The organism is Mesorhizobium sp. WSM4842 (assembly GCF_055901575.1).
The window spans coordinates 7,019,853-7,042,540 of record NZ_CM148372.1; the positions used below are offsets into that span (position 1 = coordinate 7,019,853).

The window sequence follows — 22,688 nt, forward strand, 5'->3', positions numbered from 1 at the left end:
TCTCACTCAAGGTAGTATCCATGGTACATAGGAAGCTTCTTCTCATTATGATCGATGGCGTGACCGCCGACTATTTCGAGAAACATCGGGATCGTTTGCCAAACCTATCGTCACTGGCACAGAACGGTTACTTCGTTCAGAGAATGGAGTCCGCAGTCCCTGGAACCTCCATGCCCGGTCGAGCCTCCATTCTCACTGGCCTCGGAGCTGATGCACACGGGATTTTTGGCAATAGTATCCTTGATGGTGGGGCCTTCGTCGCCGCTGAAGCGGAACACGTTCTTGTTCCTACCGTCGCAACTTTTGCTTCTCGCGCCGGGTTGGACGTGGCTTGCATTGGCCACGCGCTCATTAAACCGGAAGACACCTCCATCTATGTGCCGCCCTGCTGGCTGCGCGGCCCGGGTTTCACAAAGATCCCTGCCGATGGCGGCATTTCGACATTGCTGAAGGTGAAGGATCCACGCGGCCGCCTTACAGGTGTTCCGCTACCCTCTTACGCGCCCGAGTTCAGCCGACCGGATGCGGTCTCCCGCGTCACCAAGACCCTCATCGGCGATCAACTCACGATCGGTGCTGTCGCCAGCCTGCTTCAGTCAGAGGAGGCGCCAGATTTCCTCATTACAGAGATTAATGTCACTGACGCGTTCCAACATGACTTCGGCTACGAGAGCGAGGAAGCGCATTTCGCGATTGCTTTCGCGGATTCACTCGTAGGTGTCTGCCTTGACAGTCTTCGGCGAGCAAACAGAAGCGACGAGTATGCGATTGCCATTGTCAGTGATCATGGCCACGGAAACATTGAGGCGTCTATCTTGCCCGATCTGATCATCCCCGACAGAACATGGCAGTCGGAAGGTGCAACACTCCACGTGATTGTCGAGACTGAGACGGACCGCCAAGAGGTTACGAAGAAGCTGGCTCAATTTGGTGCGGAGCCCTGGAGCGGTGACCATCTCCCGGGCAGTTTGAAGAGGAAAATTGCAACTTACGTGGCCCCCGTCGGGTATGACTTTGAGGAAACCCCGGTCAACCATACGTCAGAACAACCGATTGGTCGTCCGAAATACAAATCCACGCACGGATTTCGACCGGGCGCACCCGCAGACGATCGTTTGTGCATTATCTCAGGTGCCGATGTTCCAAGGGAAATGGCGACACTGGCCGAAGCGGGCCGTCTGGCTCCGACGCTTTCATCGATTCTCGGACTTGCGCTCGATCCGTTTCCCGATAAACCGCTTTTCCGATATCCATTGACGTGATTTATCTGTCACAACTCGGGACAGGGTTTGTAAGTTGAGTCGACAAGATACGTGGTGAGTAATGAAACGTTGGGAAATAGTTCGCTCCAGGATCCTCAGTGATATCGATGCTGATGCCTTCGAGGATGGGCGGCTGCCTGGCGATGTTGTCTTGGCAGAGCGTTTTGGAGTCAACCGACACACGGTGCGCAATGCCATCAAGGCACTTGAATCAGAAGGTGCTCTTCGGGTTCAGCACGGTGTCGGAACTTTCGTTGCCGAAGATTTCATTTCTCACAGGTTGGATAGCGATCCAAGGTTCACTTACAAGCTCCTCGGCCAAAACAAGTCGGTAAAGCGAGAAATCCTGTCAATCAATCAGAGCTCCGTGGAGCCTGATATCGCAAAGCATTTGAGCGTGGCTCCGTCAGCGTTGGTCACCGAGGTCAGGTCGACCTCGTTTATCAATGACTGGCCCTTGGCCACCGGGGCGGCCTACTACCCGGTCGATCGGGCTCCTGGTCTTGCAATCGCGTTCGAAGGAATGAACTCCGTCACCGCGGCCTTGAAGCGCTGCGGCATCGCCGAATACAAGAGAAAGTGGACCCGAATAACGGCACGGAGACCTACGCAGCAGGAGGCTCAACTGTTGCGGATATCTTCGTCCAGCCCAGTGCTTCTTGAAACCAATGTCGACGTGACGCCGGATGGCCAGCCGATAAAATACGGGTTCAGCGTCATCCGAAGCGACAGATACGAATATCTTATCGAAGCCGAAGGCTAGCTGCGAAGTTCCAGGCACCCGGACGTTTGCGGTCCCGTTGCCGGCTCTTCACCTTGAGTGGCAATTTATTGGCCCTGACGATCCTCCACCATCCGAAAAGCGATCGATCGTCATGAAACTGTTGCAACAGGGGTTTAAGAACCACGACGTTACCTAGATATCTAGGTAACTGCGCTAATTACAACGATGACCGAACTGGTACGGAACGAGGCGGTGAAGAGCAGTGCGACATGATGTTGAACAACGGCAGCAGTGGATGGCCATTCTCGCACGCGCAACCCGCGAGGAGCTTGAAAGGGCTTACACCAATCTCGCCGCACACCCGAATTTTAAATGGCTTCGCAGGCCGGAAAGTGGCCTGGTGCTTGTGCGTGGTCGCACAGGCGGAACGGGCTCCCCTTTCAATTTTGGTGAGGTCACGATGACACGATGCGCGCTCAAGCTCGCAGATGGTACGACCGGTTTCGCATTTGTCATGGGTCGAGACCAGCGTCACGCGGAGCTGGCGGCTGTTTTCGATGCGATTTTGCAAAAGAGCGATGCCGCCGCCGCCCGCGCTTTTCAATTCGTCGTCCAGTTTGAGCAAGCGCAGGCGGCGAGCCGCGATCTTAAAAGCCGCAAAGCGGCTTCGACGAAGGTCAATTTCTTTGCAATGGCGCGAGGCACGGTATCCGAATGATCGACGTAATGGACACTGCTGGCATCGAACCTGGGTTCGCAAACCCAGTTTTCGACAGCCAGGACACCTTTCGACGGATCTTGGATGCGTACGCGTATGTCGGTCGTCCGCAGACATTATCCTGCGCAACGACTGCGATCGGCCCTCTTGGTCCGGCTTCGGCTTCTGTTTGCCTCACGCTGGCAGATTTTGAGACCCCGATTTGGCTCGATCCTGCGTCCAATCTGAAGCCTGTTCGCGATTATCTCGGCTTCCATTGCGGTGTGCCCTTCACTGGCACGGCAGAGGCCGCGACATTCGCCGTCGTGGCCGATCCTGCAGCGATGCCGCCATTGCCGACGTTCGCTCTTGGAACGGAGATGGAGCCCCAGGGATCGACCACTGTCGTCATCCAGGTGCCGTCCTTCTCCAAAGGGCCATCGGTTCGTTGGTCAGGCCCAGGTATACCGGATGAAGTCTCCCTGGCGATTGAGGGGCTGCCGACATGGTTTTGGGACGATTGGGCGGCCAACCATGAGCTGTATCCCATCGGCGTCGATGTCCTCTTTACATGTGAGAGATCCATCATCGCTCTTCCTCGCAGCATCTCGGTGGAGATTTAGATGGCATATGTTGCCGTAAAGGGCGGCGAGCAGGCAATCCTGAACTCGCACCGTTTGATCGCAGAAGACCGACGCGGGGATACAACGCTTCCTGATTTGAGCGTTCGCCAGATTTCGGAGCAGCTGGGTCTGGCAGTGGCCCGGGTTATGTGCGAAGGCACTGTCTACGACAAAGAACTCGCCGCTCTTGCCCTGAAACAGGCGCAGGGCGATGCCATCGAGGCCATTTTTCTCCTCAGGGCGTTTCGCACGACCATGCCGCGCTTTGCGGTTTCGGACGCACTCGACACCGCCCGCATGGCGGTCCAGCGCCGCGTCTCGGCGACATTCAAGGACATTCCCGGCGGGCAGGTCCTCGGTTCAACCTACGAATACACCCATCGACTTCTTGATTTCGATCTTCTCGACGCTGCTGAGGATGCGCAGCTCAAGGCATACATCTCAGACGAACCTCTCGATGCCAACGTTCCTCGTGCGTTCGACAGCATCTCTCAGGAGGGTTTGATTGATTCGGAAGCGCCAGACTCTGAAAGCCGAATCGCGTTTGACCTGACGCGTGAGCCCCTGACCCTTCCTGCCGGGCGTGATCAGCGACTGCAGAATCTTGCGCGAGGGGACGAGGGCTTTGTGGTGGGCCTGGCTTACTCCGCATTGCGGGGCTACGGCTCGGCCCATCCTTACGTAGGTGAAACCCGCGTCGGCGAAGTCGATGTTGTGATGACGCCGGAGGAACTCGGTTTTTCGGTATCCATCGGCGACATCATGGTCACGGAGTGCCAGATGCTCGATTTGTTTGGCGGCTCGGGAGATCAGCCCGCGCGCTTCACGCGCGGATATGGACTTTCGTTCGGAAACAGCGAGCGCAAGGCGATGGGAATGGCGATCGTCGATCGCGCATTGCGTTGCCGGGAATACGGGGAAGAGGTGCAGTTCCCCGTCCAGGATGAAGAATTCGTTCTTTCCCATACCGACAATCTCGAGGCTGCCGGCTTCGTCTCACACCTCACACTGCCGCACTACGTCGATTTCCAAGCCGACCTTCAGTTCATACGGCAGTTGCGTGAAGAACAAAGCGGCAGCTCGCCACAGAAGGAAGCCGCGGAATGACTGCCAATCAAGACAAAGCCACCGAGGCACCTCGCCCGAGCGGGTACAATTTCGCCTATCTCGACGAGCAGTCCAAGCGGATGATCCGGCGATGCATTCTCAAAGCGATGGCCGTTCCCGGCCTTCAGATTCCATTCGGCGGCCGCGAAATGCCTCTCGCCTATGGATGGGGGACAGGTGGCATCCAACTAACGGCCAGTGTCATAGGGCCGAACGACACACTAAAGGTGATCGACCAGGGTGCAGACGATGCGACGAACGCTGTGTCGATCCGTCGATTTTTCAAGCGAGTTGCTGGCATCGCAACAACGGAACAGACCCGTGCGGCCACGATTATCCAGACTCGCCATCGTGTACCCGAAACATCTCTCAAAGAAGGACAAATAGTTGTCTATCAGGTGCCGTCGTCCGAGCCATTGCGCGGTTTGGAACCGAGGGAAACCGAAACGCGTAAAATGCACGCTTATGCGGAATACGGTCTTATGAGCGTTCAGCTTTACGAGGACATCGCCCGTTTTGGCCATATTGCCACAACGAACAGCTATCCCGTGATGACCAACAAGCGATACCTGATGTCGCCATCACCCATTCCCAAGTTTGACAATCCAAAGATATCTAACAATCCAGCTATTCAGCTTTACGGCGCCGGTCGCGAAAAGCGGATTTACGCCGTCCCGCCCTATACAGAGGTTCGGAGCCTCGATTTCGAGGACCACCCGTTCCGCGTGCAGCGATGGACGCAATCCTGCTCGCTTTGCGGGGCAACTGAAAGCTACCTCGACGAGATCGTGATAAATGACAAGGGGCATCGGATGTTCGTCTGCTCGGACACCGACTACTGCTCGGCGCGGCAGGAACACGGGCATGAGGGCCCCGCCCTCGGCGACACAAGCGGATCGCTCTCCTCCCCGAACAATCCGAAGGGATCCTAGTTATGATGGGAGCAACAACCACGATGACGCCCGTTCGTCGCCAGCCGCTTCTTTCCGTTCGCGATCTTTCGAAAGCCTACGGTAAGATATTAGGTTGCGACAACATCTCCTTCCAATTGTTCCCAGGTGAGATCATCGCCATCGTCGGAGAGTCAGGGTCCGGCAAATCGACTTTGCTCAATTGCCTTTCCGGAGGAATAGCGCCGGACAAAGGCTCTGTGTTGTATGACATGCACGACAAGGGACCAACGGATGTTCTGTGCCTCACAGAGCCGGAGCGGCGCAAGCTGATGCGAACGGACTGGGGGCTGGTCCATCAAAACCCCCGGGACGGACTGAGAATGAACGTCAGCGCCGGTGGCAACATTGTCGAGCGTCCGATGGGTATCGGTGCGAGGCACTATGGTCACATACGAAAGGAGGCTCAAGAGTGGCTGGGCAGGGTCGAGATTGATCTCGCACGCACCGATCACCGTCCAACGACGTTTTCCGGCGGCATGCAGCAACGTCTGCAGATCGCCAGGATCCTGGTCACCAAGCCGCGCCTGGTGTTCATGGACGAACCGACGGGCGGCCTCGATGTGTCCGTTCAAGCGCGGCTTCTTGACCTCTTGCGAGGCCTGGTCATGAACATCGGCGTTGCAGTCGTGCTGGTCACGCATGATCTTTCCGTCGCCCGCCTGTTAGCACACCGCATCATCGTAATGCGGCAGGGTAACATTGTTGAGACTGGGCTCACAGACCAGGTTCTCGATGACCCCCATCATCCTTACACGCAACTTCTCGTCTCTTCGGTGCTCTGATGTTCGTCGACAGCAATATCGCTTCTCACAGTGAAGCGGAGAAACACAGAATGAATGAACTGACGTTGACCGGCGCAAGGTTAGTCTTGCCCAACGAGAGCTACGACGGCACGATCCACATCGTGGACGGCAGCATCGAGGACATTAGCCCCGGGAGGAGCGCAGTGCCCGGAGCGATCGATCTTGAAGGCGGCTACTTGACGCCAGGGCTTATTGATCTTCACACCGATAATCTGGAAAACCATGCCCTGCCTCGCCCCGGTGTGATCTGGAACCGGCTTGCGGCAGTGGCGGCCCATGACGCACTGGTGACCGCAGCGGGCATTACGACGGTTTTTGACTCGCTTTGCATAGGATCGACAACCCGCAATCCCTCAAGGAAGGATGATCGGGGTCGCATTCTGCCGCTTCTCATCGACGGCATCAGGCAAGCCCAGGATCTGCGCCTGTTGCGCGCGGATCACTTTGTGCATCTGCGTTGTGAGGTAACGGACGAAGAGGTGGTCTCGATCTTCGAACCTCTGGTCGATGATCCTCTGCTCAAACTTGTCTCAGTGATGGACCATGCACCAGGTCATCGCCAGTCGCCTCAACTCAGCCGATTCCGCGAGACGCAAATCAAACAGTACGGCTGGTCGGATGAAGATGCTGATCGGCGAATGGCTGAATGGATCGATGCGTCCCGGACGATCGGCCCCAAAAATCAAGAAAAGATCATCGCTCTTGCCCGCGCTCGGCAACTTCCCATCGCCAGCCACGACGATGAGACAACCGATCATGTACGCGAAGCAAACGCCGCTGGTATGTCGATCTCTGAATTCCCGACGACGCGGGCTGCCGCTGCGGCTGCCCATTCGCTTGGCGTTCGGGTTCTGATGGGAGCGCCGAATATCGTGCGAGGAAGCTCGCATTCGGGAAATGTGAGCGCTCGCGAGCTGGCTTCAACTGGTCACCTCGACATTCTTGCCTCCGACTATGTCCCTATGAGCATGATGCACGCAGCCTTTCAACTGACCCGGGATCCGGTTGGCATGAGCCTGTCGAAGGCGATCTCGACCGTGAGTTTGGCGCCAGCCACAGCGATACGACTTGCCGATCGGGGCGCCATCAAGATCGGGGCGCGGGCCGATCTCTGCCACGTGATCGAGATCACCGATACCGCCATCGTTCGCAGAGTCTGGAACAACGGCCGGCAAGTCTTTTGACTTGAACAGAAGCTTGCGTCTCCTTCTCGCTCAAGAGGATACATAAATGGAACCCGCACCTCAGCACCCGGCTCTTCGTGCCATCGGTCTTTGCAAGACCTTCACCCTGCATACCCAGGGCGGCATCGTGCTGCCGGTCTTCGACGACATCGACCTGACGGTGAAGGGCGGCGAATGCGTCTGCCTGCATGGCCCGTCCGGCGCCGGCAAGTCGACGCTGTTGCGTTCGCTCTATGCCAACTACAAGTCGGATGCCGGGCAGATCCTGGTCAAGCATCTTGGCCAGACCGTTGATCTTCTGGCGGCCGAGCCTTGGGAGGTCGTCGAGATCCGCCGTAGCACCATCGGTTATGTCAGCCAGTTCCTGCGCGTCATTCCGCGCGTCACGGCTCTCGACGTCGTCGCTGAACCGGCGATCGCCAGCGGCATACCGGTCGACGAGGCCAAGGCACGCGCCAAAAACCTGCTCACCCGGCTGCGCATCACCGAACGCCTCTGGTCACTGGCGCCCGCCACTTTTTCCGGCGGCGAACAGCAGCGCGTCAACATCGCCCGTGGCTTCATCGTCGACTATCCGATCCTGCTTCTCGATGAGCCGACTGCGTCTCTCGATGCCGCCAACCGGCAAACGGTGGTTGAATTGATCTGCGAGGCCAAGGCACGCGGCTCGGCCATCGTTGGCATCTTCCATGACGAGGAGGTGCGCGACGCCCTCGCCGATCGCCTGTTTGACGTTGGGAGATCCGCGGAACTCGCTGCCAGGTCGTCGCTCAGTTCCGAAAACCGTGCGCGAATCGGAGCGTTGGTGGCATGACCAACCAAGTCGGCGAGCCACGCTACGCGCTCTACTATACCCCGGTCCCGACCCATCCGTTGAACCGGGCAGCGGCATCTTGGTCGGGCCGAGATGCCTTCGATCCAAATGGACCGTCTCTCACGCATCGAGCACACGCGGATGGTCTGCTGACGGTTGAACCTCGGCGATATGGATTTCATGCGACATTAAAAGCACCGTTCCGCCTCGCTCCAGGAACAACCCGCCCGGAGTTGGAAGCTGCCATCCGGCAGTTTGTCCAAAGCCGGCCGCCCTGTCCAGTCGGGCCATTGCAGGTCACGATGCTGGGTCGGTTCTTCGCCCTCGCACCTTATACGACAACGCCGTATCTCCAAAGTTTTGCCGGGCAGGTAGTGTCGGAATTCGATCGGTTCCGGGCGCAGCTGACAGAGCAAAATCTACAGCGGCGGTTAAGTCAACGCTCGACGAAGCGGAGATGACTAATCTGGTTCGGTGGGGGTACCCTTACGTCCTAGACCGCTTTCGATTCCATCTAACTTTGACTACTTCAAGCCGCTGCTCGATGAAGACTTCCAGATCGATGCAATCACCTTGTTCCAACAGGAAAGTTCCGACGCCGATTTCGTAGTCACCTCCCGGTTCAAGTTTCGCAAGAAACAACTGGAGGCCCATTTAGATGAACGGTAGGGCCCATCTGGACGGAACGTTGGTTTTTGTGGTCGGCCCAGCGGTGCTGGCAAAGACACACTGTTGAATCTCGGGAAAAACACACTCGCCGATGACGAACGCTTCCGGTTCGTGCGACGGATCATCACCCGGCCAGCGGGCAGCGCTGAAAACAGTGAGTTTGTAACAGAGAAAACGTTCCGAAATCTGGTGGAGCAAGGTAAACTTGCCTTGCATTGGCAAGCACATGGCCTCTCCTACGGGCTGCCGATCATCATTGATGAATGGCTGGCAGACGGACTGGTGGTGGTGGCCAGCGGATCGAGGTTCATCTTGCCCGAAGCGCAAAAATACCCCTATCTCCAGATCGTAAACGTCGTGGCGCGACCCGAGCTGATTGCCGACCGCCTCAGGGCGCGCGGCCGCGAAGACAGTGAGGAGACATGGCAGCGATTGCGGCGTGGGGGTGAACTAATGTCGAGGGATTAAATATCGTATCCGTCGACAACTCCGGTCCGCCAAGTCTCGCCGGGGAGCATCTCGTTCGTACACTACATTCATGCGCCGAGCGCGGTGTCGGCCTCACGCGGCCACATTTCAAACAACGTGACAACGCCGACCTCTGTTGTGATTCAGCTGTGTCCGATTGAAGGATTCTGTGTTCGGAACCTGACACACTGACGCGCAAGTATTCCGCGTCCGGCTCGAAACATATGGTTTTGCCCTCTTACTCGCACAACCTGTTCGTTGGCCCGCCGATTGCATGCTCGCCGGTTGGCTGGCCGTACCGGTGCGTGCGCGGGGTCCAGAGAGCTGATCCCCATAAGCAATCAAAATCAGAGCGAATGAAAGTGACAGCAGGCAAACATCAAAGGAGTAGCTCATGCGAGTAGCCATCGTGACGAACGGTGATTTTAACGGTGTAATTAACCGGTTCGGTCAGCCTTGTCCGTATCCGCCGGTGCGCCGCACGCAAGAAAACGTGGTGGCAGCACTTCAACAGGGCGGCCACGAGACGCTATTGTGTGAAGGCGATAAACGACTGCTCGCCACGCTCGAGCGATTCATGCCACCTGGTCCGCAAGCCAGCCCCTCGGGAATGGTCTTCAACTTGGCGGAGGGAATTCAAGGCGAAAAGCGCGAATTGTCGCGGCCGCAACGACCGCCGGATACAGCTTCTCAAGCTTGATCAATCGTATCCTCAATGTCGCCCACACCCGGTGTTTCGGACTCGCCATCCCCTAGGAACACGCGTCGAAACAGCCGCAGACCGGCGTTGGTGCATGGATCCGGACTTGAGCGGATGGCGATCTCTGAAGCGGCCGACTATGCCGTGGCTGCCTTGCGGCGGGCGGATTTCGGGCGTGCGCAGGCGAGCATGCGGTTGAGGACGGCGCAGCCGATGGCGACTTCGGTCTGCTGAACGGGAAGCGACCGTACCCGGCGTTGGTGCACGGATCTTTTATTGAGGTTAGTTTGCTCGCGCGCCGAGTAGCATGATTTGAGGCAGCACGCAGGCGATAAGTGCCATTCAGTTCGACAAACCGAGATGCCCCCTTTACGATACTGAAAATGAGGAAACGTCATGAATGATCATGGACAGGTAAAAGACGCTTACAGTGCGTATGGCGAAATATGGAGCGATATTTATGATGAATATGCGGAGGCGCTCAATAAGTCCGTCGAGATCGAACGCGCGGTGAGTTTTCTTGCTCCGTTCACAAAGGACGGAACCGCGTTAGAACTTGGCGTCGGAAATGGCCACATTGCTTTGCCGCTTTCCGAGACAGGAGCTTCTGTTCACGGTCTCGATAATTCGGAAAGGATGCTTGCGGCACTCCGCGCGAAAGGCGGTGGAGATGCAATCACATCACACCTTGGCGACATGGCACAGTTCGATCTAGGCACGCAATTTGACCTCGTGTACTGCATCAATAACACCTTTTCACATATGGTGACTGCGGAACAACAATTCGGCTGCCTGGCGTCTATCGTACACTCTCTGCGGCCAAACGGACGGTTCGTCATACATTTAAACTACCCGTATACTGCTGATTTCTCTGGTGCTGGTATCTATGGTGACCAGCGAACCACAGTCATGCATATCGATGAGCGGCGCGCCATGGTCCGATTTGCCAGACATGACCGCAACCAGCAGCTTTTTATCTCTCAAGACCTTTGGATTACACCGGCCGGAAGCCGGACGATGCCAGTCAAGATGCGATATTTTTATCCAACTGAGCTCGATCTACTCGCAAGAATTAGCGGACTCGAACTCCTCGAACGCCATGGAGATTGGCAGAGGCGTCCGTTTGACAATGCATCCTGGCGCTACATGTCGGTGTTCCGAAAAAGGTGAGTAGATCGCCGGAATGAACCTCGGCTCGTGAGCGAGCTGGCGCAGGGTGCGACTGACGAAATGAGCGCTCAGGCTGGCTTCCATGCGCACGATTAGCCGCAACTTCCTGAACGTGTCGGTAAGGGCCAACCGCTTGATCTTGTGGCGCAAGGCGATCTTCCCGTCAGTATCGAAGCCACCGATGTGAACGACGTCCTTGCCGATGTTGATCATCGTCAAGGCTGGAAAAAAGGACTTCGGTTTTGGTCTCCATGGCCGCTTCTCCTGTGGTCGCGTGTCTTAGCCTGTGCAGACTAACCCCCCTGGGGGGGGGAGCAGCCGGTCATCTAGCCCATTACCGGAGAAACATCGATGACCACCCGCTCGCTACGGCGGTATTGAGGGTGCGCTCGCGAGCGGCTGCGCTACCGCCGAGCTACACCTGTATGGGGCGATGATTGTCAAGCCAGATCCTGTTTCATTTCCTCCATCTCCTAGCCTAGTCTAGTGCCCGTCAACAAACACCAAACTATTGGTATTATTGCGCAAATCGTGATTTGCGCGGGCAAGGCCCGGCGGCTTCAGGTACCTTGGATCATGCCACTGATTCCAAAACCTGCCACCGCCGGAGCCGACAATGCGTTAGCACCCGGTGAGGACCGCCTTGTTTGTGAGGAGGTGAAGCGCTGTTGTCATGGTTGAATTCAATGACCACGATGCAAGCAGCGAGGATAGCCACGTGTCCATTCAACGGATGGAGATTGTGAGTGGGACAGGTCGGCGTCGGAGTTGGTCGACGGCGCTGAAAGAGCAGCTTGTCTCAGAGACGCTGGAGCCCGGGGTCACGATGACCGAGGTGGCGCGCCGCCATGATCTCGATCGTCGCTGATTTGTCGCTGGCGTCGCGCCTTTGGGTGAGACGCGCTCGTGCGGCCGGCGCCTTTCTGCCGGTTGAAGTCTTCGACAACGCCGCGGCAGCGACAGAATCTTCGCCGCCAAGGATGACCAGTGCTCCTGCGCCGGGTGCGGGGCGGATCGAGATCGAGTTCTCTGATGGTTATCTCGTACGGGTCGACAATCAGGTCGATGACAACGCTCTTGCCCGTGTTCTGCGGGTTCTGGCGCGCCAGGGATGATTCCGGTCCCGACTGGCGTTCGGGTGTGGCTGGCCACTGGTCACACCGACATGAGGAAGGGCTTTCCGTCGCTGGCGCTGCAGGTCCAGGAGGTGCTCAAGCGCGATCCCTTGAGCGGCCATGTGTTCTGCTTCCGCGGCCGCAGGGGTGATCTTTTGAAGATTGTCTGGCATGACGGCCAGGGGGCGTGCCTGTTCACCAAACGACTGGAGCGGGGACGCTTTTTGTGGCCATCACCGGCCGACGGCGCGGTGACGATCTCGACTGCCCAACTCGCTTATCTGCTCTCCGGGATCGACTGGCGAAATCCGCAGGAATGGCGCCCGACGTCGATGGGATAACGGTTTTGTCTTTGCGATCGGGGGAGGATGTGATGCGCTCGCGCCTGTGAAATCCGCCTCTGATTCGCTTCCGTCCGACCTTGCTAGTGTTGTGACTCTAACACTCGACGCCCTCGTGCGACCTTTTCAAGGATGTCAGCAGCCTTGGCGGTCCAGATGAAGGGTTTGGGGTCGGCATTGTGATGCTCCAGGTAGGCCTCGATCGCGATCGTCAGATCGGTCACGCTGCGAAAGACGCCGCGGCGGATGGCGTCGTCGGTGATGAGCCCGAAGAAGCGCTCGACCTGGTTCAGCCAGGAGGCAGAGGTCGGGGTGAAGTGGAGGCGGAAGCGCTTATGCCGGGCAAGCCAGGCTTTGACCTTGGGATGCTTGTGGGTGGCGTAGTTGTCGACCACCAAATCCAGGGCGAAGTGCTTGGGCGTGTTGCGATCGATCGTACGCAGGAAGCGCAGGAACTCCTGGTGGCGGTGTCGCGGCATGCATTCGCCGATGACCTTGCCGGTGGCCACGTTGAGGGCGGCAAACAGTGTCGTGGTGCCGTTGCGCTTGTAGTCATGGGTCATCGTGCCGGCCCGCCCCTTCTTGATGGGCAGCCCCGGCTGCGTGCGGTCGAGCGCCTGGATTTGGCTCTTCTCGTCGACGCAAAGCACCAGGGCTTTGTCCGGCGGGTTGAGATAAAGGCCGACGACGTCCTGGACCTTCTCGACGAACGCCTTGTCATTGGACAGCTTGAATTTTTTGATCAGATGCGGCTTCAGCCCGTGCGCTGCCCAGATGCGCTGCACGCTCGACGGGCTGAGCCCAACCACCTTGGCGAGCTTGCGCACCGACCAATGGGTGCCCGCCGGCGGCTTCTGATGCAGCGTCATATCCACCACACGCTTGATCACCTCGGCCGAAAGCGGCGGCTTGCGGCTCGGCCGGCTGGCATCCCGCTTCAGCCCCTCAATGCCGCACGCAACGTAACGATCACGCCAGCGATAGGCGGTTCGCTTGGTTTTGCCGGTCGCCCGTACAATCGCGGTGACGCCGTCGCCGCCCGCCCACAACAGCACGATCCGCGCCCGCCAAACCCATTTCTGTGGCGAGTTGCGGTCCGCCACCCAACCTTCCAGCGTCGCCCGATCCTCAGGAGACAACCGGATGCCCGATTCAGTTGACATGCCCTCTGACTCGCACATCAGAGAGCTAAAGGGAATCCTTTCGTCAGAGACGGAACACTAGTGCCCATGCGATGATCCTCGCCGAGCGGGCCGCGCGCATGGAGGCGGAGGGGCCGTTGCGGCGCGTGCTCAAGCGGTGAGCTCCTCGACAGAAGCGTTGATCGCATACCTCAAGCTGGAGATCGAGAAGCTCCGGCGCGAACTCTACGGCAGCCGCTCGGGCACAAGGAGCGGCTCTTGGCGCAGATGGAGCTGCAGCTGGAGGATCTGGAGGCGTCAGCCACCGAGGATAAGCTGGCCGCCGAGAAAGCGGCGGCGCAGACGCAGTCGGTCAAGTCGTTCGAGCGCAAGCGGCCGTCGCGCAAGCCTTTCCCAGAGCACCTGCCGCGCGAGCGCGTCGTCATCGCCGCGCCCGAAAGCTGTCCCTGCTGCGGATCGGCGAAACTGTCGAAGCTGGGCGAGGACGTGACGGAGACGCTGGAAAACGGCGAAACTCAACGACGTCGATCCGCAGGCCTGGCTGGCCGACGTCCTCGCCCGCACCGCCCGCATCGCCCATGCGCCGCAGAACCGGCCTCATGAACTGCTTCCATGGCATTGGCAGTCCCGTCAGATCCTTATGGCCTCGGCCGCGTGGCCAGTGCGCGGAACAGTTCCTCCGCCCGCTGAAGACCTTGGTCAGGACCAAGGACTTCGCCTTGTTCACAGGGGCTGCAATCAGCCCCTTCTGATACAGCCGATCCGTCACATCCCAATCGAAGCTCTTCCAGGCGCACCGTTCATTGTGCAGCGTCAGCCAAAGCAACGCCAAGACCGCATCATCGATCTTGTCCGTGTCGATCTCCATCTGCCCAGTCTAGCACAGATCACGCGTCTGCCGCGGCCCAGACCGGATGGTTACGACAATGCGCCAAGAACGCACCGTCCAAACCAGCATATTCGATCTCTTCGCGACACGAGATCGGCCACGAGCTGAAAGCGATGTCGCAATGGCTGGATGAGCATCTGATTGCCCATCTTCGATATCCCGACTAGACGCTCCTTTCCGCCCTTTGAATGGGATTTTGGCGTTAATCCCAACCAGGCGGCGAGATGTCGGCCGGATCTAAATCCGTTAGGATCTGGTATCAGGGCTTTGATGGAAGCTGCCGTTACCGCGCCGACGCCAGGGATTGTGACTAGACGCCGCATGTCTTCGTCATGGTTGGCTTCGGAGACCCGCTCGTGGTCTAGCTGGTTGATCTGCAGGGCCAGGGCCTCGACCTGGTCCGCAATTGTGGTCAAGGCGAAGCGGACGGCAGCAGGCAGCCGGGCATCAGTCTCATCACGGACGATCGAGATCAAGCCCGCAATTCTTGCCGTGCAATGCCGGCGATGATGCCCTATTCCGACAGATGCGAACGCAGCCCGTTGACCACCTGTGTCTTCTGACGAACGAGAAGGGCCTGGGTCTTCAATACCATCGCCGCCGCCTGCTGTTCAGCCGACTTCACTGGCACGAAGCGGATCGTCTTGCGCGTCACCGCCTCGCTAATCGCCTCGGCATCGGCGGCATCTGGAGATAGGGGTCGCCATCGGCTGTGGCTCTCCAGCAAGGTCAACAGCATCGCGGCTCCCCATACATACTGTCGGGTTTGTCGGGTCCACGACACAGGCTCGATAAGCCAATCTATTGGATGCCTCGGACTAAGTGGCTGAAAAGCAGTCACAAGAGTTTATGTTCGGCTCGACCAGCCAAATTGGCACGATTGTTGAAGTGCTCCGTTGCAAGGCGGCGGGAGCCGTGACCTGAGTTCGTCGAGAACGCGCGGGCAATCGGTTTTCTGGCGCCATTTGCATCATAGTGGTCAATCCACAATTTAGAAAGAATGCTCGTTCAGGTGTCCACGGAGCACACGACAAAAACTGCGCACAACGGTCCATCGGAACATCCGTCAGGCGGTGCTCTTGCTTTACTCCAATATGAGGACCGGTCGCGCAAAGCAGTGGACGTTTACTGCAGGTCAGGTCATCGCGCTTGTTCCTGCGCCTTTCTGTAAGAAGGTATGGACGCGAGCCGAAGAAAGTGCTCAGCAATGAAGCGTTGGGAAGTGGTTCGCTCGGCGATCCTCAGTGATATCGATGCGGGTGCGTTCGAGGACGGGCGCTTGCCTGGCGATCTCGTCTGGGCAGAACGATTTGGCGTCAATCGCCACACGGTGCGCAATGCGATCAAGGTGCTGGAATCCGAGGGTGCTTTGCGCGTTCAACATGGTGTAGGAACATTTGTTGCCGATGATTTCGTTTCAGACAGTTTGAGCAGCGATCGCAGGTTCACTTATAAACTACTTGGCCAGAACAAATCACTGAAGGCAGAAATACTTTCAATCAACGAGGCTTCTGTCGAAGCCCATATCGCAAAGCATTTGAACATCGCTCCAACGGCATTGGTCACTGAGCTCAGATCAGTCTCGTTCATCAACGACTCGCCTTTAACGACCGGAACGAGCTACTTCCCAATCGACCGAGTTCCGGGTCTTGCCATTGCGTTCGAAGGGGTAGCCTCCTTCACGGCAGCCTTAAAGCGCTGCGGGATCGCCGAATACAAGCGAAAATGGACCCGGATAACCGCCCGGAGACCCACCCCACAAGAAGCACAGCGGCTGCGAATATCTTCGTCCAGCCCGATACTTTTTGAAACCAACGTCGATGTAACCCCCGATGGGTTACCAATCAAATGTTCTCTCAGCGCCATACGAAGCGACCGATTCGAGTATCTTGTTGAAGGCAACGAGGATGACGTCGGTCGGAGTGATCTAGCATAGGCCGCCAGCCGTGCTTCGGCCGAAACGAGCAGGGGTAATTACCCAGGCGGTGTTTTGGTGGCCCGCTATGGTCAGGTGAGTGCCTTGAGGATGGTTTGGAAGGGATTTGCGCCGGTCAGCCTTGCGGTATCGACGGTTGTGCGCACGGGGGCTTCGGCTTGAGTGCCCACATGGCGCGACAGCCATTGGTGACTTTGCGCTGGATGACGGCGGGACGCAGGCTGCGCTCACAGCCATTTTTGGTCGCTTGACCTTGCCTGGGGTTGAGCAAAAGGTCAGCAATTGGTGGCGGGCGCGCCTGATCTTGGCTTGCAGGGCTTTGGCCAGATAGCACGTTGTTGGCGTTGCCAGAATGGCTTCCAGTTCCCGCTCCCAGGCTTTGCGCTTTGCCGCGATCGTTGAAGCGGCGAAGGTGGCGATGCCGGCTGCCAGTGCGAAGACCCGGCCAAACCACAACTTCAGCCGCAATGGCACATTGTCATCGCCATGCTCATTGGCAAAGGCTGTATCGCGGGCCAGATGCGCCAGGCATGTCTGATGCTGATTGCCATGCTTTTGCTGGGCGCTGCAGCGATCCGATACCCAGACTTGTGGAGATGGCCGTCCATCATGGTGCGCACGACTTCGGCCGAACGGGTGAAATCGGGCGTGTGAACCACAACGTCTGAACTGTGGAACACCCAGTGATAGGCATTCGTCCCCTCAATGCGCACGCCGGTCTCGTCGGAGGCGACAACATCGGCTTTGCGCAACTGGGCCACCGCCTTGTCGGTCTCGGACCGAAAGAGGCCATGACGGCGGGCAAACATGTTCATCAGCCCACCCTAGCTGATCGAGAGACCGAAGACATCGCGCAACAGTCCCTGCAAGCGCTGATAGGACAGCGCCTGAAACGTCTTGAGATAGATCGCAAGCGCATGAATGCGCGCGCAAATGGCGTACCGCATGCCGCCGCCGGCAATGCCGTCTCCACATAAAGGCCGCAACCCAGGCAGCGACAGCCAAAGCGCCGATGCCGCTCGACAAAGGGCTTCGAAGCCGGAAGCTCGATCGCCTCGTATTCGCCGATCAAGTCCTGTTCGCCACTTTGCAAAACCTCGCCGCAGTCCGGGCAATGGAGCGCCAGATGATCGGTAAATTGATCGGCCCTCCATACGCCGACCTCCCATGAATCACGAAAACTCTCTCTTGGGAATTCCGCAAAACTCGCACGCCGCTGAAAACCGGCCAAATAGCACTAGGCAATGAATAAAATAAAATAAACTTCTGTGTCATCTCTGTTAATGGCAAATAAAAGTAAACATACTATAACACGCCAAAGCCATATCCTGCTGACTTTCTGATTGACCTGTTTCCGATTACACGATTAATTTGGTTTCGTCTTTAGTTATGGTGTATATACAGATAGGCGTGGACGTTACATGGGAAGAAATTGCCCGGCGTCAACGTCGCCAGTGGAGTGTGATCCAAAAGAACAAACTGAGAAATGGCCATCTCCTTTGGAAAGGCACAATCTCGCATGATCTCGACAAATGGAAAGTATCAGACTTAAGACAACCTGATGTCTATATACAGCGAATTGCAACAGAATCACTATGAGATAGCCGTACGCTTGGAACAAGTTCGCCCATTGGAGCGTCGAATTTCTGAAATTGTGGAGTCCCTACAATGTTGTTGATGAAAGAACACTTCGCGGACGCCGTCTGGAACGACTGGAAATTCCATACGCGCAATCTAATCAGGACGAAGGACAAGCTCGCGCAATGGGTTGCTCTAAGCGACCAGGAGGTCACAGCCATTGATGCGGTCAAAGGCACCTACCGGTGGATGGTGACTCCCTACTATGCGTCATTGATGTCGAAGACGAATGAAAAATGTCCGATTCGCCTGCAAGCCATACCTCATCCGGACGAAATGAATGCTGATATGGGCTCTGATATTGATCCCGTCGGCGACACGATATTTATTAAGACGCGACGTGTCATACACAAATACCCGAATAGGGTCGTTTTTTTGGTTTCAGATACATGCCCTGTTTATTGCCGATTCTGTACAAGAAAATACCACACAACTAACGAGAAGGGCACGTACTACAACATCAATTACGCTGCCGATTACGATCCTGATTTCGAGTATATAGCCCAGCACGAAGAAATATGCGATGTCCTCCTTACGGGAGGTGATCCTCTAATATTGAATGACAGAAAGCTGGAACAAATAATAAGCAGGTTGCGATCTATACCGCACGTCAAGATAATAAGGATAGGCTCCCGTTATCCTGTCGTTTTGCCGCAGCGAATAACCGATGAGCTATGCAGCATGCTGGATGAGTATCGGCCCATATGGCTTAGCACGCACTTTAATCACCCGATCGAAGTGTCTGCAGCGGCTGCTGAAGCCTGCGACCGCCTGCTTCGGCACGGAATTCCCGTGCAAAATCAGACGGTCCTATTGAAGGGTATTAATGACAATCTTGAGACATTGAAGGCGCTCTTTCGCAGGCTTATCGAAATACGGGTGAGGCCGTACTATCTCTACCATTGTGATCGTGTCACCGGCGTTTCCCATTTCGTGACTAGTTTCGAGCAAGGCCAAGAGATTATCGATGGCCTTGTCGGCTTTGAAACTGGTTTTTCCGTTCCGAGCTATGTGGTTACTACAAAACTTGGAAAGATCCCCGCTCAAAAACCCTATCTTTTTCGGCGCGGCAATCGAATTTATGTGATAAATCATAATAAGGAAGAGGAGGATATAACCGACTACCTCATCTGAATGAGTCTCTTCGCCGATGACTGGTCTATCCCGTCTTATGCATTGCCGTCGGTCAGATTGCTGTGCCTCTCATCACCAGCCTGGCTGCTTCCGCCCTTGTGCGAAGGGCCAAGAGCTGGCGTTCCGACGCCCATGGCGACGGTTGGTATGCATCCGGTGCAGCTTCTGATTACCCACATCGTCGGCGGGCGCTACAAGGCCGGGCAGCCCAACGTGCTGACTTTGTGCGGGGTGCTGATGCATTCGAGCCTGGCCGTCACCCTCACCGGCACACCCCTCGGTCTGACGGCGGTGAAGTTCTGGACACGAACGAATTCAAGGGACGCTCGTCCTCAAGCGGCACATCAATCCCACGCGCGTGCCGATCGAGAGGAAGGAGAGTTACCGCTGGCTGGAGAACCTGCGCCAGTCCATCGCTCGTTGGCGCGCCCGAGCGCTGCGTGCATGTGCGAGCGACATCTACGAGCTCTATTGATGTAGACTTTGCCGGGCTGAAAGTTCGTAAGGGCCTCGCCACGCAGCTAGGTTTCCACTTGAATCGAAGGGGACGGGGACTCCATCTGCAATACCATGCTGATCCCCAAAGCTATTGCCAAAGGTTGCGCGACTTCATGAGCGAGCTTGTTTTCCGTTAGAGAGGGGGCACACGGGTTCAACGGAAGAGGGCATCGCTGTCTTGCGCGTCTGCGTGCAGTCACTCAGTGTTGCCGCAGCTCAATCAGCAAAGGCCGTGCCAGCGCGGTCAGCGCCCAGTAAGCACGTGAATATGCGGAAAAACCTCCGCAGTCCCAAGATGGCCGGTTGTAATGAACCTGACATGTTTTCTGCCGCTGTCGGGTTTTGGATACGGATCACGCGCTTGGCGCCGCCAGAAAAGCGTAGCCATCCGCACGGTCACGAAGTGCCAAGGTGAGAGCGCGTGCGAAACGCTGCGTGACGTCGTCTGATGGACCAGAAAACACTCGGGGGCTCGATCGCCAACTATGGTGGGACCGAATGCGCTCCTCAGACCGCTCCGTTTGCATGATTTTCTGACGAGTGCGTCGGTGGACATGTTGCGGCTGGCCGCGAGCGCCAGACGGTGCCACATACGCGCTATTTCGCGCGGTATGGTGCTCACATGCCCAATGCGGTTTAGCACCCCCGATCGGTCAAAGTTATCCCGATATCGCCAAGCGGCCGGAATCCCTTAGATGCGCCGGCCCATCCGCGGCGTCGTCTGCATCAAACAAGCGCGCCGTCACCGACAAGTGGCACCTGGACGAGACATGCATCAAGATACGCGGCCAATGGATGTATCTATCGTGCCATCGACGGCGTCGGCGACACGGTCGAGTTCTTCTTCAGCGAACACCGCGACCTGCCGGCAGCCAAGCGCTTCTTCCGGAAGGCCCTGGAGCGCCACGGCAGACCGGATCGCATCGTCATCGACGGCAGCCCGACCAATCATGAGGCGATCATTTCCTGCGACGCCGAACACTGTCTGCGGAATCGATCGCGACGAGCGCTGAAGCCGATCCGCATCCGCAAGAGCAAGTACCTCAATAATTGGATCGAGCAGGACCATCGGCGCATCAATCGCCGCACGTCTAGGCAGCGGTCTTGATCTCGGCCATGACGCCGACGATGTCGTTCACCACCGTCTCGACCAGCTTCTGGTCGTCGCCCTCGGCCATAACCCGAATCAGTGGCTCGGTGCCGGAAGGCCGGATCACTAGGCGGCCGGACTTGCCGAGCCGGTTGCGGGCATCCTCGATCGCGGCCTTGACGGGTGCCGTCTCCAGGGGCTCGCCGCTGGAAAAGCGCACATTCTTCAGGAGCTGCGGCACCGGCTCGAACTTTTTGCAGATCTCGCTGACCGGCTTGTTCTGGCGCTTGATGCAGGCCAGCACCTGCAGCGCCGAGACCAGCCCGTCGCCGGTGGTGGAGAAATCAGACAGCACGATATGGCCGGACTGCTCGCCGCCGACATTCAGCCCATGCGCGCGCATGTGCTCGACCACGTAACGGTCGCCGACCTGGGTTCGGTGAAGTTGCAGGCCGGCTTCACCGAGGAAGCGTTCGAGGCCAAGATTGGACATGACGGTGGCGACGACGCCGCCGCCTGCCAGGCGGCCGCTCTGATGCCAGGATTCGGCGATCAGCGCCATGATCTGGTCGCCGTCGACGACAGCGCCGTTCTCATCGACGATGACCATGCGGTCGGCGTCGCCATCGAGCGCTATGCCGATGTCGGCGCGCACTTCATGAACCTTCTTGGAAAGGCCCACCGGGTGCGTCGAACCGCATTCCTCGTTGATGTTGAAGCCGTTCGGGTCGTTGTTGATGGTGATGACCTCGGCGCCGAGTTCCCAAAGCGCTGCCGGCGCCACCTTGTAGGCGGCGCCGTTGGCGCAATCGACCACGATGCGCAGGCCCGCCAGCGACATGGACCGCGGCAGAGTGCGCTTGGCGAATTCGATATAGCGGTCGTGCACGCCGTCCACGCGCTTGGCGCGCCCGAGCCCATCCGCGTCGGCCAGCGAAATGTCGACATCCTGGTCGAGCAGCGCCTCGATGCGCATCTCGATCTCGTCCGACAGCTTGTAGCCGTCGGGGCCGAACAGCTTGATGCCGTTATCGTAATAGGGGTTGTGCGAGGCCGAGATCATCACGCCGATATCGGCGCGCAGCGACCGCGCCAGCATGGCGACCGCCGGCGTCGGAATCGGCCCCAGCAGGAACACATCCATGCCGGCGGCACAGAAGCCCGCGACCAGCGCGTTCTCGATCATATAGCCCGACAGCCGCGTATCCTTGCCGAGCACGACGCGATGGCGATGGTGGCCGCGCTGGAACGACAGGCCGGCAGCCATGCCGACCTTCATCGCAACCTCGGCGGTCATCGGAAATTTGTTGGCCCCTCCCCGGATCCCGTCCGTTCCGAAATATCGTCTCGTCATCTTACTCGACGTGCCCATATATGATTCACCCAAGTGTCGCCTCGTGGACATTCCCACAGGCAGCCAGTGTCTGAGTGACTGGCCGCTTGCCACTCCGCATCTTCTTTGCAGGATACCATGATTGTCAGGACGAAAGGTATCCTTAGCTCACAATCTGGGGTGAGGACAAGAGCTGTACAAAATCTTGCGCTAAGCCCGAACGGATCGTGAAACTCATGCGGCTCGGCGGGTTGGGGTCGGTAGCCTAAGGGTTCGAAAGCCTTCGGGCAACTGATGCTCGGTGTCCCAGGTGTAGATGCCTGTCAGGTTGATATGTTCCCAACTCAGCGGCGAGATATGATTCAACAGCGTATCTGGAATGTTTCGCCCTGGCCTGC

23 protein-coding genes and 6 pseudogenes are annotated in these 22,688 nt (G+C 57.6%); 21 read left to right on the top strand and 8 right to left on the bottom strand.

Features of this window, described 5'->3' with window-relative positions; translation table 11 throughout:
• Positions 1-47 precede the first annotated feature (47 nt).
• From AC0NIE_RS33890 to AC0NIE_RS33945, 12 genes and pseudogenes are all read left to right on the top strand, one after another.
• Entirely contained in the window at positions 48-1,262 is a 1,215-nt protein-coding gene (locus tag AC0NIE_RS33890; protein WP_473489452.1) for an alkaline phosphatase family protein, read from the top strand.
• A 61-nt stretch (positions 1,263-1,323) separates the two neighbouring features.
• The gene (phnF, locus tag AC0NIE_RS33895; RefSeq protein ID WP_473489453.1) at positions 1,324-2,025 is read left to right on the top strand and encodes a phosphonate metabolism transcriptional regulator PhnF; all 702 of its coding nucleotides are present in this window, start codon (positions 1,324-1,326) and stop codon (positions 2,023-2,025) included.
• 223 nt (positions 2,026-2,248) lie between these two features.
• Entirely contained in the window at positions 2,249-2,704 is a 456-nt protein-coding gene (gene phnG, locus AC0NIE_RS33900; protein ID WP_473489454.1) for a phosphonate C-P lyase system protein PhnG, read from the top strand.
• A complete protein-coding gene (phnH, locus tag AC0NIE_RS33905; protein WP_473489455.1) occupies positions 2,701-3,306 on the top strand; it encodes a phosphonate C-P lyase system protein PhnH in 606 nt (201 codons plus the stop codon). Before phnG ends, phnH begins: the two co-directional genes overlap by 4 nt.
• The gene (locus AC0NIE_RS33910) at positions 3,307-4,413 is read left to right on the top strand and encodes a carbon-phosphorus lyase complex subunit (protein ID WP_473489456.1); all 1,107 of its coding nucleotides are present in this window, start codon (positions 3,307-3,309) and stop codon (positions 4,411-4,413) included. It abuts the gene before it with no gap.
• Positions 4,410-5,345: an alpha-D-ribose 1-methylphosphonate 5-phosphate C-P-lyase PhnJ gene (locus tag AC0NIE_RS33915; protein ID WP_473489457.1), complete on the top strand. Its 936-nt coding sequence runs from the start codon at positions 4,410-4,412 to the stop codon at positions 5,343-5,345. The genes AC0NIE_RS33910 and AC0NIE_RS33915 overlap by 4 nt, the downstream gene beginning before the upstream one ends.
• A gap of 23 nt (positions 5,346-5,368) precedes the next feature.
• Positions 5,369-6,148 (top strand): phosphonate C-P lyase system protein PhnK, encoded by a 780-nt coding sequence (phnK, locus tag AC0NIE_RS33920; protein ID WP_473489458.1) that lies wholly within the window; start codon positions 5,369-5,371, stop codon positions 6,146-6,148.
• A 50-nt stretch (positions 6,149-6,198) separates the two neighbouring features.
• Complete coding sequence (gene phnM, locus AC0NIE_RS33925; protein ID WP_473489459.1) at positions 6,199-7,353, top strand: phosphonate metabolism protein PhnM; 1,155 nt, start codon at positions 6,199-6,201, stop codon at positions 7,351-7,353.
• 46 nt (positions 7,354-7,399) lie between these two features.
• Complete coding sequence (gene phnL, locus AC0NIE_RS33930; protein WP_473489461.1) at positions 7,400-8,167, top strand: phosphonate C-P lyase system protein PhnL; 768 nt, start codon at positions 7,400-7,402, stop codon at positions 8,165-8,167.
• Positions 8,164-8,777: pseudogene (locus tag AC0NIE_RS33935) on the top strand (DUF1045 domain-containing protein). The gene phnL and the pseudogene AC0NIE_RS33935 overlap by 4 nt, the downstream one beginning before the upstream one ends.
• A gap of 122 nt (positions 8,778-8,899) precedes the next feature.
• Positions 8,900-9,304 carry a phosphonate metabolism protein/1,5-bisphosphokinase (PRPP-forming) PhnN gene (locus AC0NIE_RS33940; protein ID WP_473489462.1) on the top strand — a complete coding sequence of 135 codons (405 nt, stop codon included), beginning with the start codon at positions 8,900-8,902 and terminating at the stop codon, positions 9,302-9,304.
• 394 nt (positions 9,305-9,698) lie between these two features.
• Complete coding sequence (locus AC0NIE_RS33945; RefSeq protein WP_473489463.1) at positions 9,699-10,004, top strand: hypothetical protein; 306 nt, start codon at positions 9,699-9,701, stop codon at positions 10,002-10,004.
• 137 nt (positions 10,005-10,141) lie between these two features.
• Here the strand turns inward: AC0NIE_RS33945 and AC0NIE_RS33950 are convergent.
• A pseudogene (locus AC0NIE_RS33950) lies at positions 10,142-10,258 on the bottom strand (IS5/IS1182 family transposase); the annotation flags it as partial.
• A 142-nt stretch (positions 10,259-10,400) separates the two neighbouring features.
• Between AC0NIE_RS33950 and AC0NIE_RS33955 the strand changes: the two are divergent.
• From AC0NIE_RS33955 to tnpB, 4 genes are all read left to right on the top strand, one after another.
• Positions 10,401-11,174, top strand: a complete 774-nt coding sequence (locus AC0NIE_RS33955) for a class I SAM-dependent methyltransferase (protein ID WP_473489464.1) — start codon at positions 10,401-10,403, stop codon at positions 11,172-11,174.
• A 673-nt stretch (positions 11,175-11,847) separates the two neighbouring features.
• A complete protein-coding gene (locus tag AC0NIE_RS33960; RefSeq protein ID WP_473613749.1) occupies positions 11,848-12,042 on the top strand; it encodes a transposase in 195 nt (64 codons plus the stop codon).
• Positions 12,023-12,289, top strand: a complete 267-nt coding sequence (locus AC0NIE_RS33965) for a hypothetical protein (protein WP_473489465.1) — start codon at positions 12,023-12,025, stop codon at positions 12,287-12,289. Before AC0NIE_RS33960 ends, AC0NIE_RS33965 begins: the two co-directional genes overlap by 20 nt.
• Entirely contained in the window at positions 12,286-12,630 is a 345-nt protein-coding gene (tnpB, locus tag AC0NIE_RS33970) for an IS66 family insertion sequence element accessory protein TnpB (RefSeq protein ID WP_473489466.1), read from the top strand. The genes AC0NIE_RS33965 and tnpB overlap by 4 nt, the downstream gene beginning before the upstream one ends.
• A gap of 83 nt (positions 12,631-12,713) precedes the next feature.
• Here the strand turns inward: tnpB and AC0NIE_RS33975 are convergent, their stop codons facing one another.
• Positions 12,714-13,793: an IS630 family transposase gene (locus AC0NIE_RS33975; protein WP_473490046.1), complete on the bottom strand. Its 1,080-nt coding sequence runs from the start codon at positions 13,791-13,793 to the stop codon at positions 12,714-12,716.
• A gap of 71 nt (positions 13,794-13,864) precedes the next feature.
• Here AC0NIE_RS33975 and AC0NIE_RS33980 point away from each other — a divergent pair.
• Positions 13,865-14,276: pseudogene (locus AC0NIE_RS33980) on the top strand (IS66 family transposase); the annotation flags it as partial.
• 134 nt (positions 14,277-14,410) lie between these two features.
• On the opposite strand, the pseudogene AC0NIE_RS33985 reads toward AC0NIE_RS33980, so the two are convergent.
• The 3 genes and pseudogenes from AC0NIE_RS33985 to AC0NIE_RS33995 form a co-directional block, all read right to left on the bottom strand.
• Positions 14,411-14,640: pseudogene (locus AC0NIE_RS33985) on the bottom strand (DUF6429 family protein).
• Between the two features lie 212 nt (positions 14,641-14,852).
• Positions 14,853-14,984, bottom strand: a pseudogene (locus AC0NIE_RS33990) (transposase); the annotation flags it as partial.
• A gap of 191 nt (positions 14,985-15,175) precedes the next feature.
• Entirely contained in the window at positions 15,176-15,400 is a 225-nt protein-coding gene (locus tag AC0NIE_RS33995; RefSeq protein ID WP_473489955.1) for a hypothetical protein, read from the bottom strand.
• A 468-nt stretch (positions 15,401-15,868) separates the two neighbouring features.
• On the opposite strand from AC0NIE_RS33995, the gene phnF (AC0NIE_RS34000) reads away from it, so the two are divergent.
• The gene (gene phnF / locus AC0NIE_RS34000) at positions 15,869-16,597 is read left to right on the top strand and encodes a phosphonate metabolism transcriptional regulator PhnF (RefSeq protein ID WP_473489956.1); all 729 of its coding nucleotides are present in this window, start codon (positions 15,869-15,871) and stop codon (positions 16,595-16,597) included.
• A gap of 458 nt (positions 16,598-17,055) precedes the next feature.
• Here phnF (AC0NIE_RS34000) and AC0NIE_RS34005 read toward each other — a convergent pair whose 3' ends face one another.
• Positions 17,056-17,412 carry an IS66 family transposase gene (locus AC0NIE_RS34005; protein WP_473489957.1) on the bottom strand — a complete coding sequence of 119 codons (357 nt, stop codon included), beginning with the start codon at positions 17,410-17,412 and terminating at the stop codon, positions 17,056-17,058.
• 9 nt (positions 17,413-17,421) lie between these two features.
• Positions 17,422-17,544 (bottom strand): hypothetical protein, encoded by a 123-nt coding sequence (locus tag AC0NIE_RS34010; RefSeq protein ID WP_473489958.1) that lies wholly within the window; start codon positions 17,542-17,544, stop codon positions 17,422-17,424.
• A gap of 65 nt (positions 17,545-17,609) precedes the next feature.
• Here AC0NIE_RS34010 and AC0NIE_RS34015 point away from each other — a divergent pair, with 65 nt between their 5' ends.
• From AC0NIE_RS34015 to AC0NIE_RS34025, 3 genes and pseudogenes are all read left to right on the top strand, one after another.
• A complete protein-coding gene (locus tag AC0NIE_RS34015; RefSeq protein WP_474045360.1) occupies positions 17,610-17,768 on the top strand; it encodes a hypothetical protein in 159 nt (52 codons plus the stop codon).
• Between the two features lie 497 nt (positions 17,769-18,265).
• A complete protein-coding gene (gene blsG / locus AC0NIE_RS34020; protein ID WP_473489959.1) occupies positions 18,266-19,369 on the top strand; it encodes an arginine 2,3-aminomutase in 1,104 nt (367 codons plus the stop codon).
• A 1,230-nt stretch (positions 19,370-20,599) separates the two neighbouring features.
• Positions 20,600-20,954: pseudogene (locus AC0NIE_RS34025) on the top strand (DDE-type integrase/transposase/recombinase); the annotation flags it as partial.
• A 4-nt stretch (positions 20,955-20,958) separates the two neighbouring features.
• Here the strand turns inward: AC0NIE_RS34025 and glmM are convergent.
• Positions 20,959-22,311, bottom strand: coding sequence for a phosphoglucosamine mutase (gene glmM / locus AC0NIE_RS34030; RefSeq protein WP_473489960.1), 1,353 nt, complete (start codon positions 22,309-22,311; stop codon positions 20,959-20,961).
• Positions 22,312-22,688: the final 377 nt, after the last annotated feature.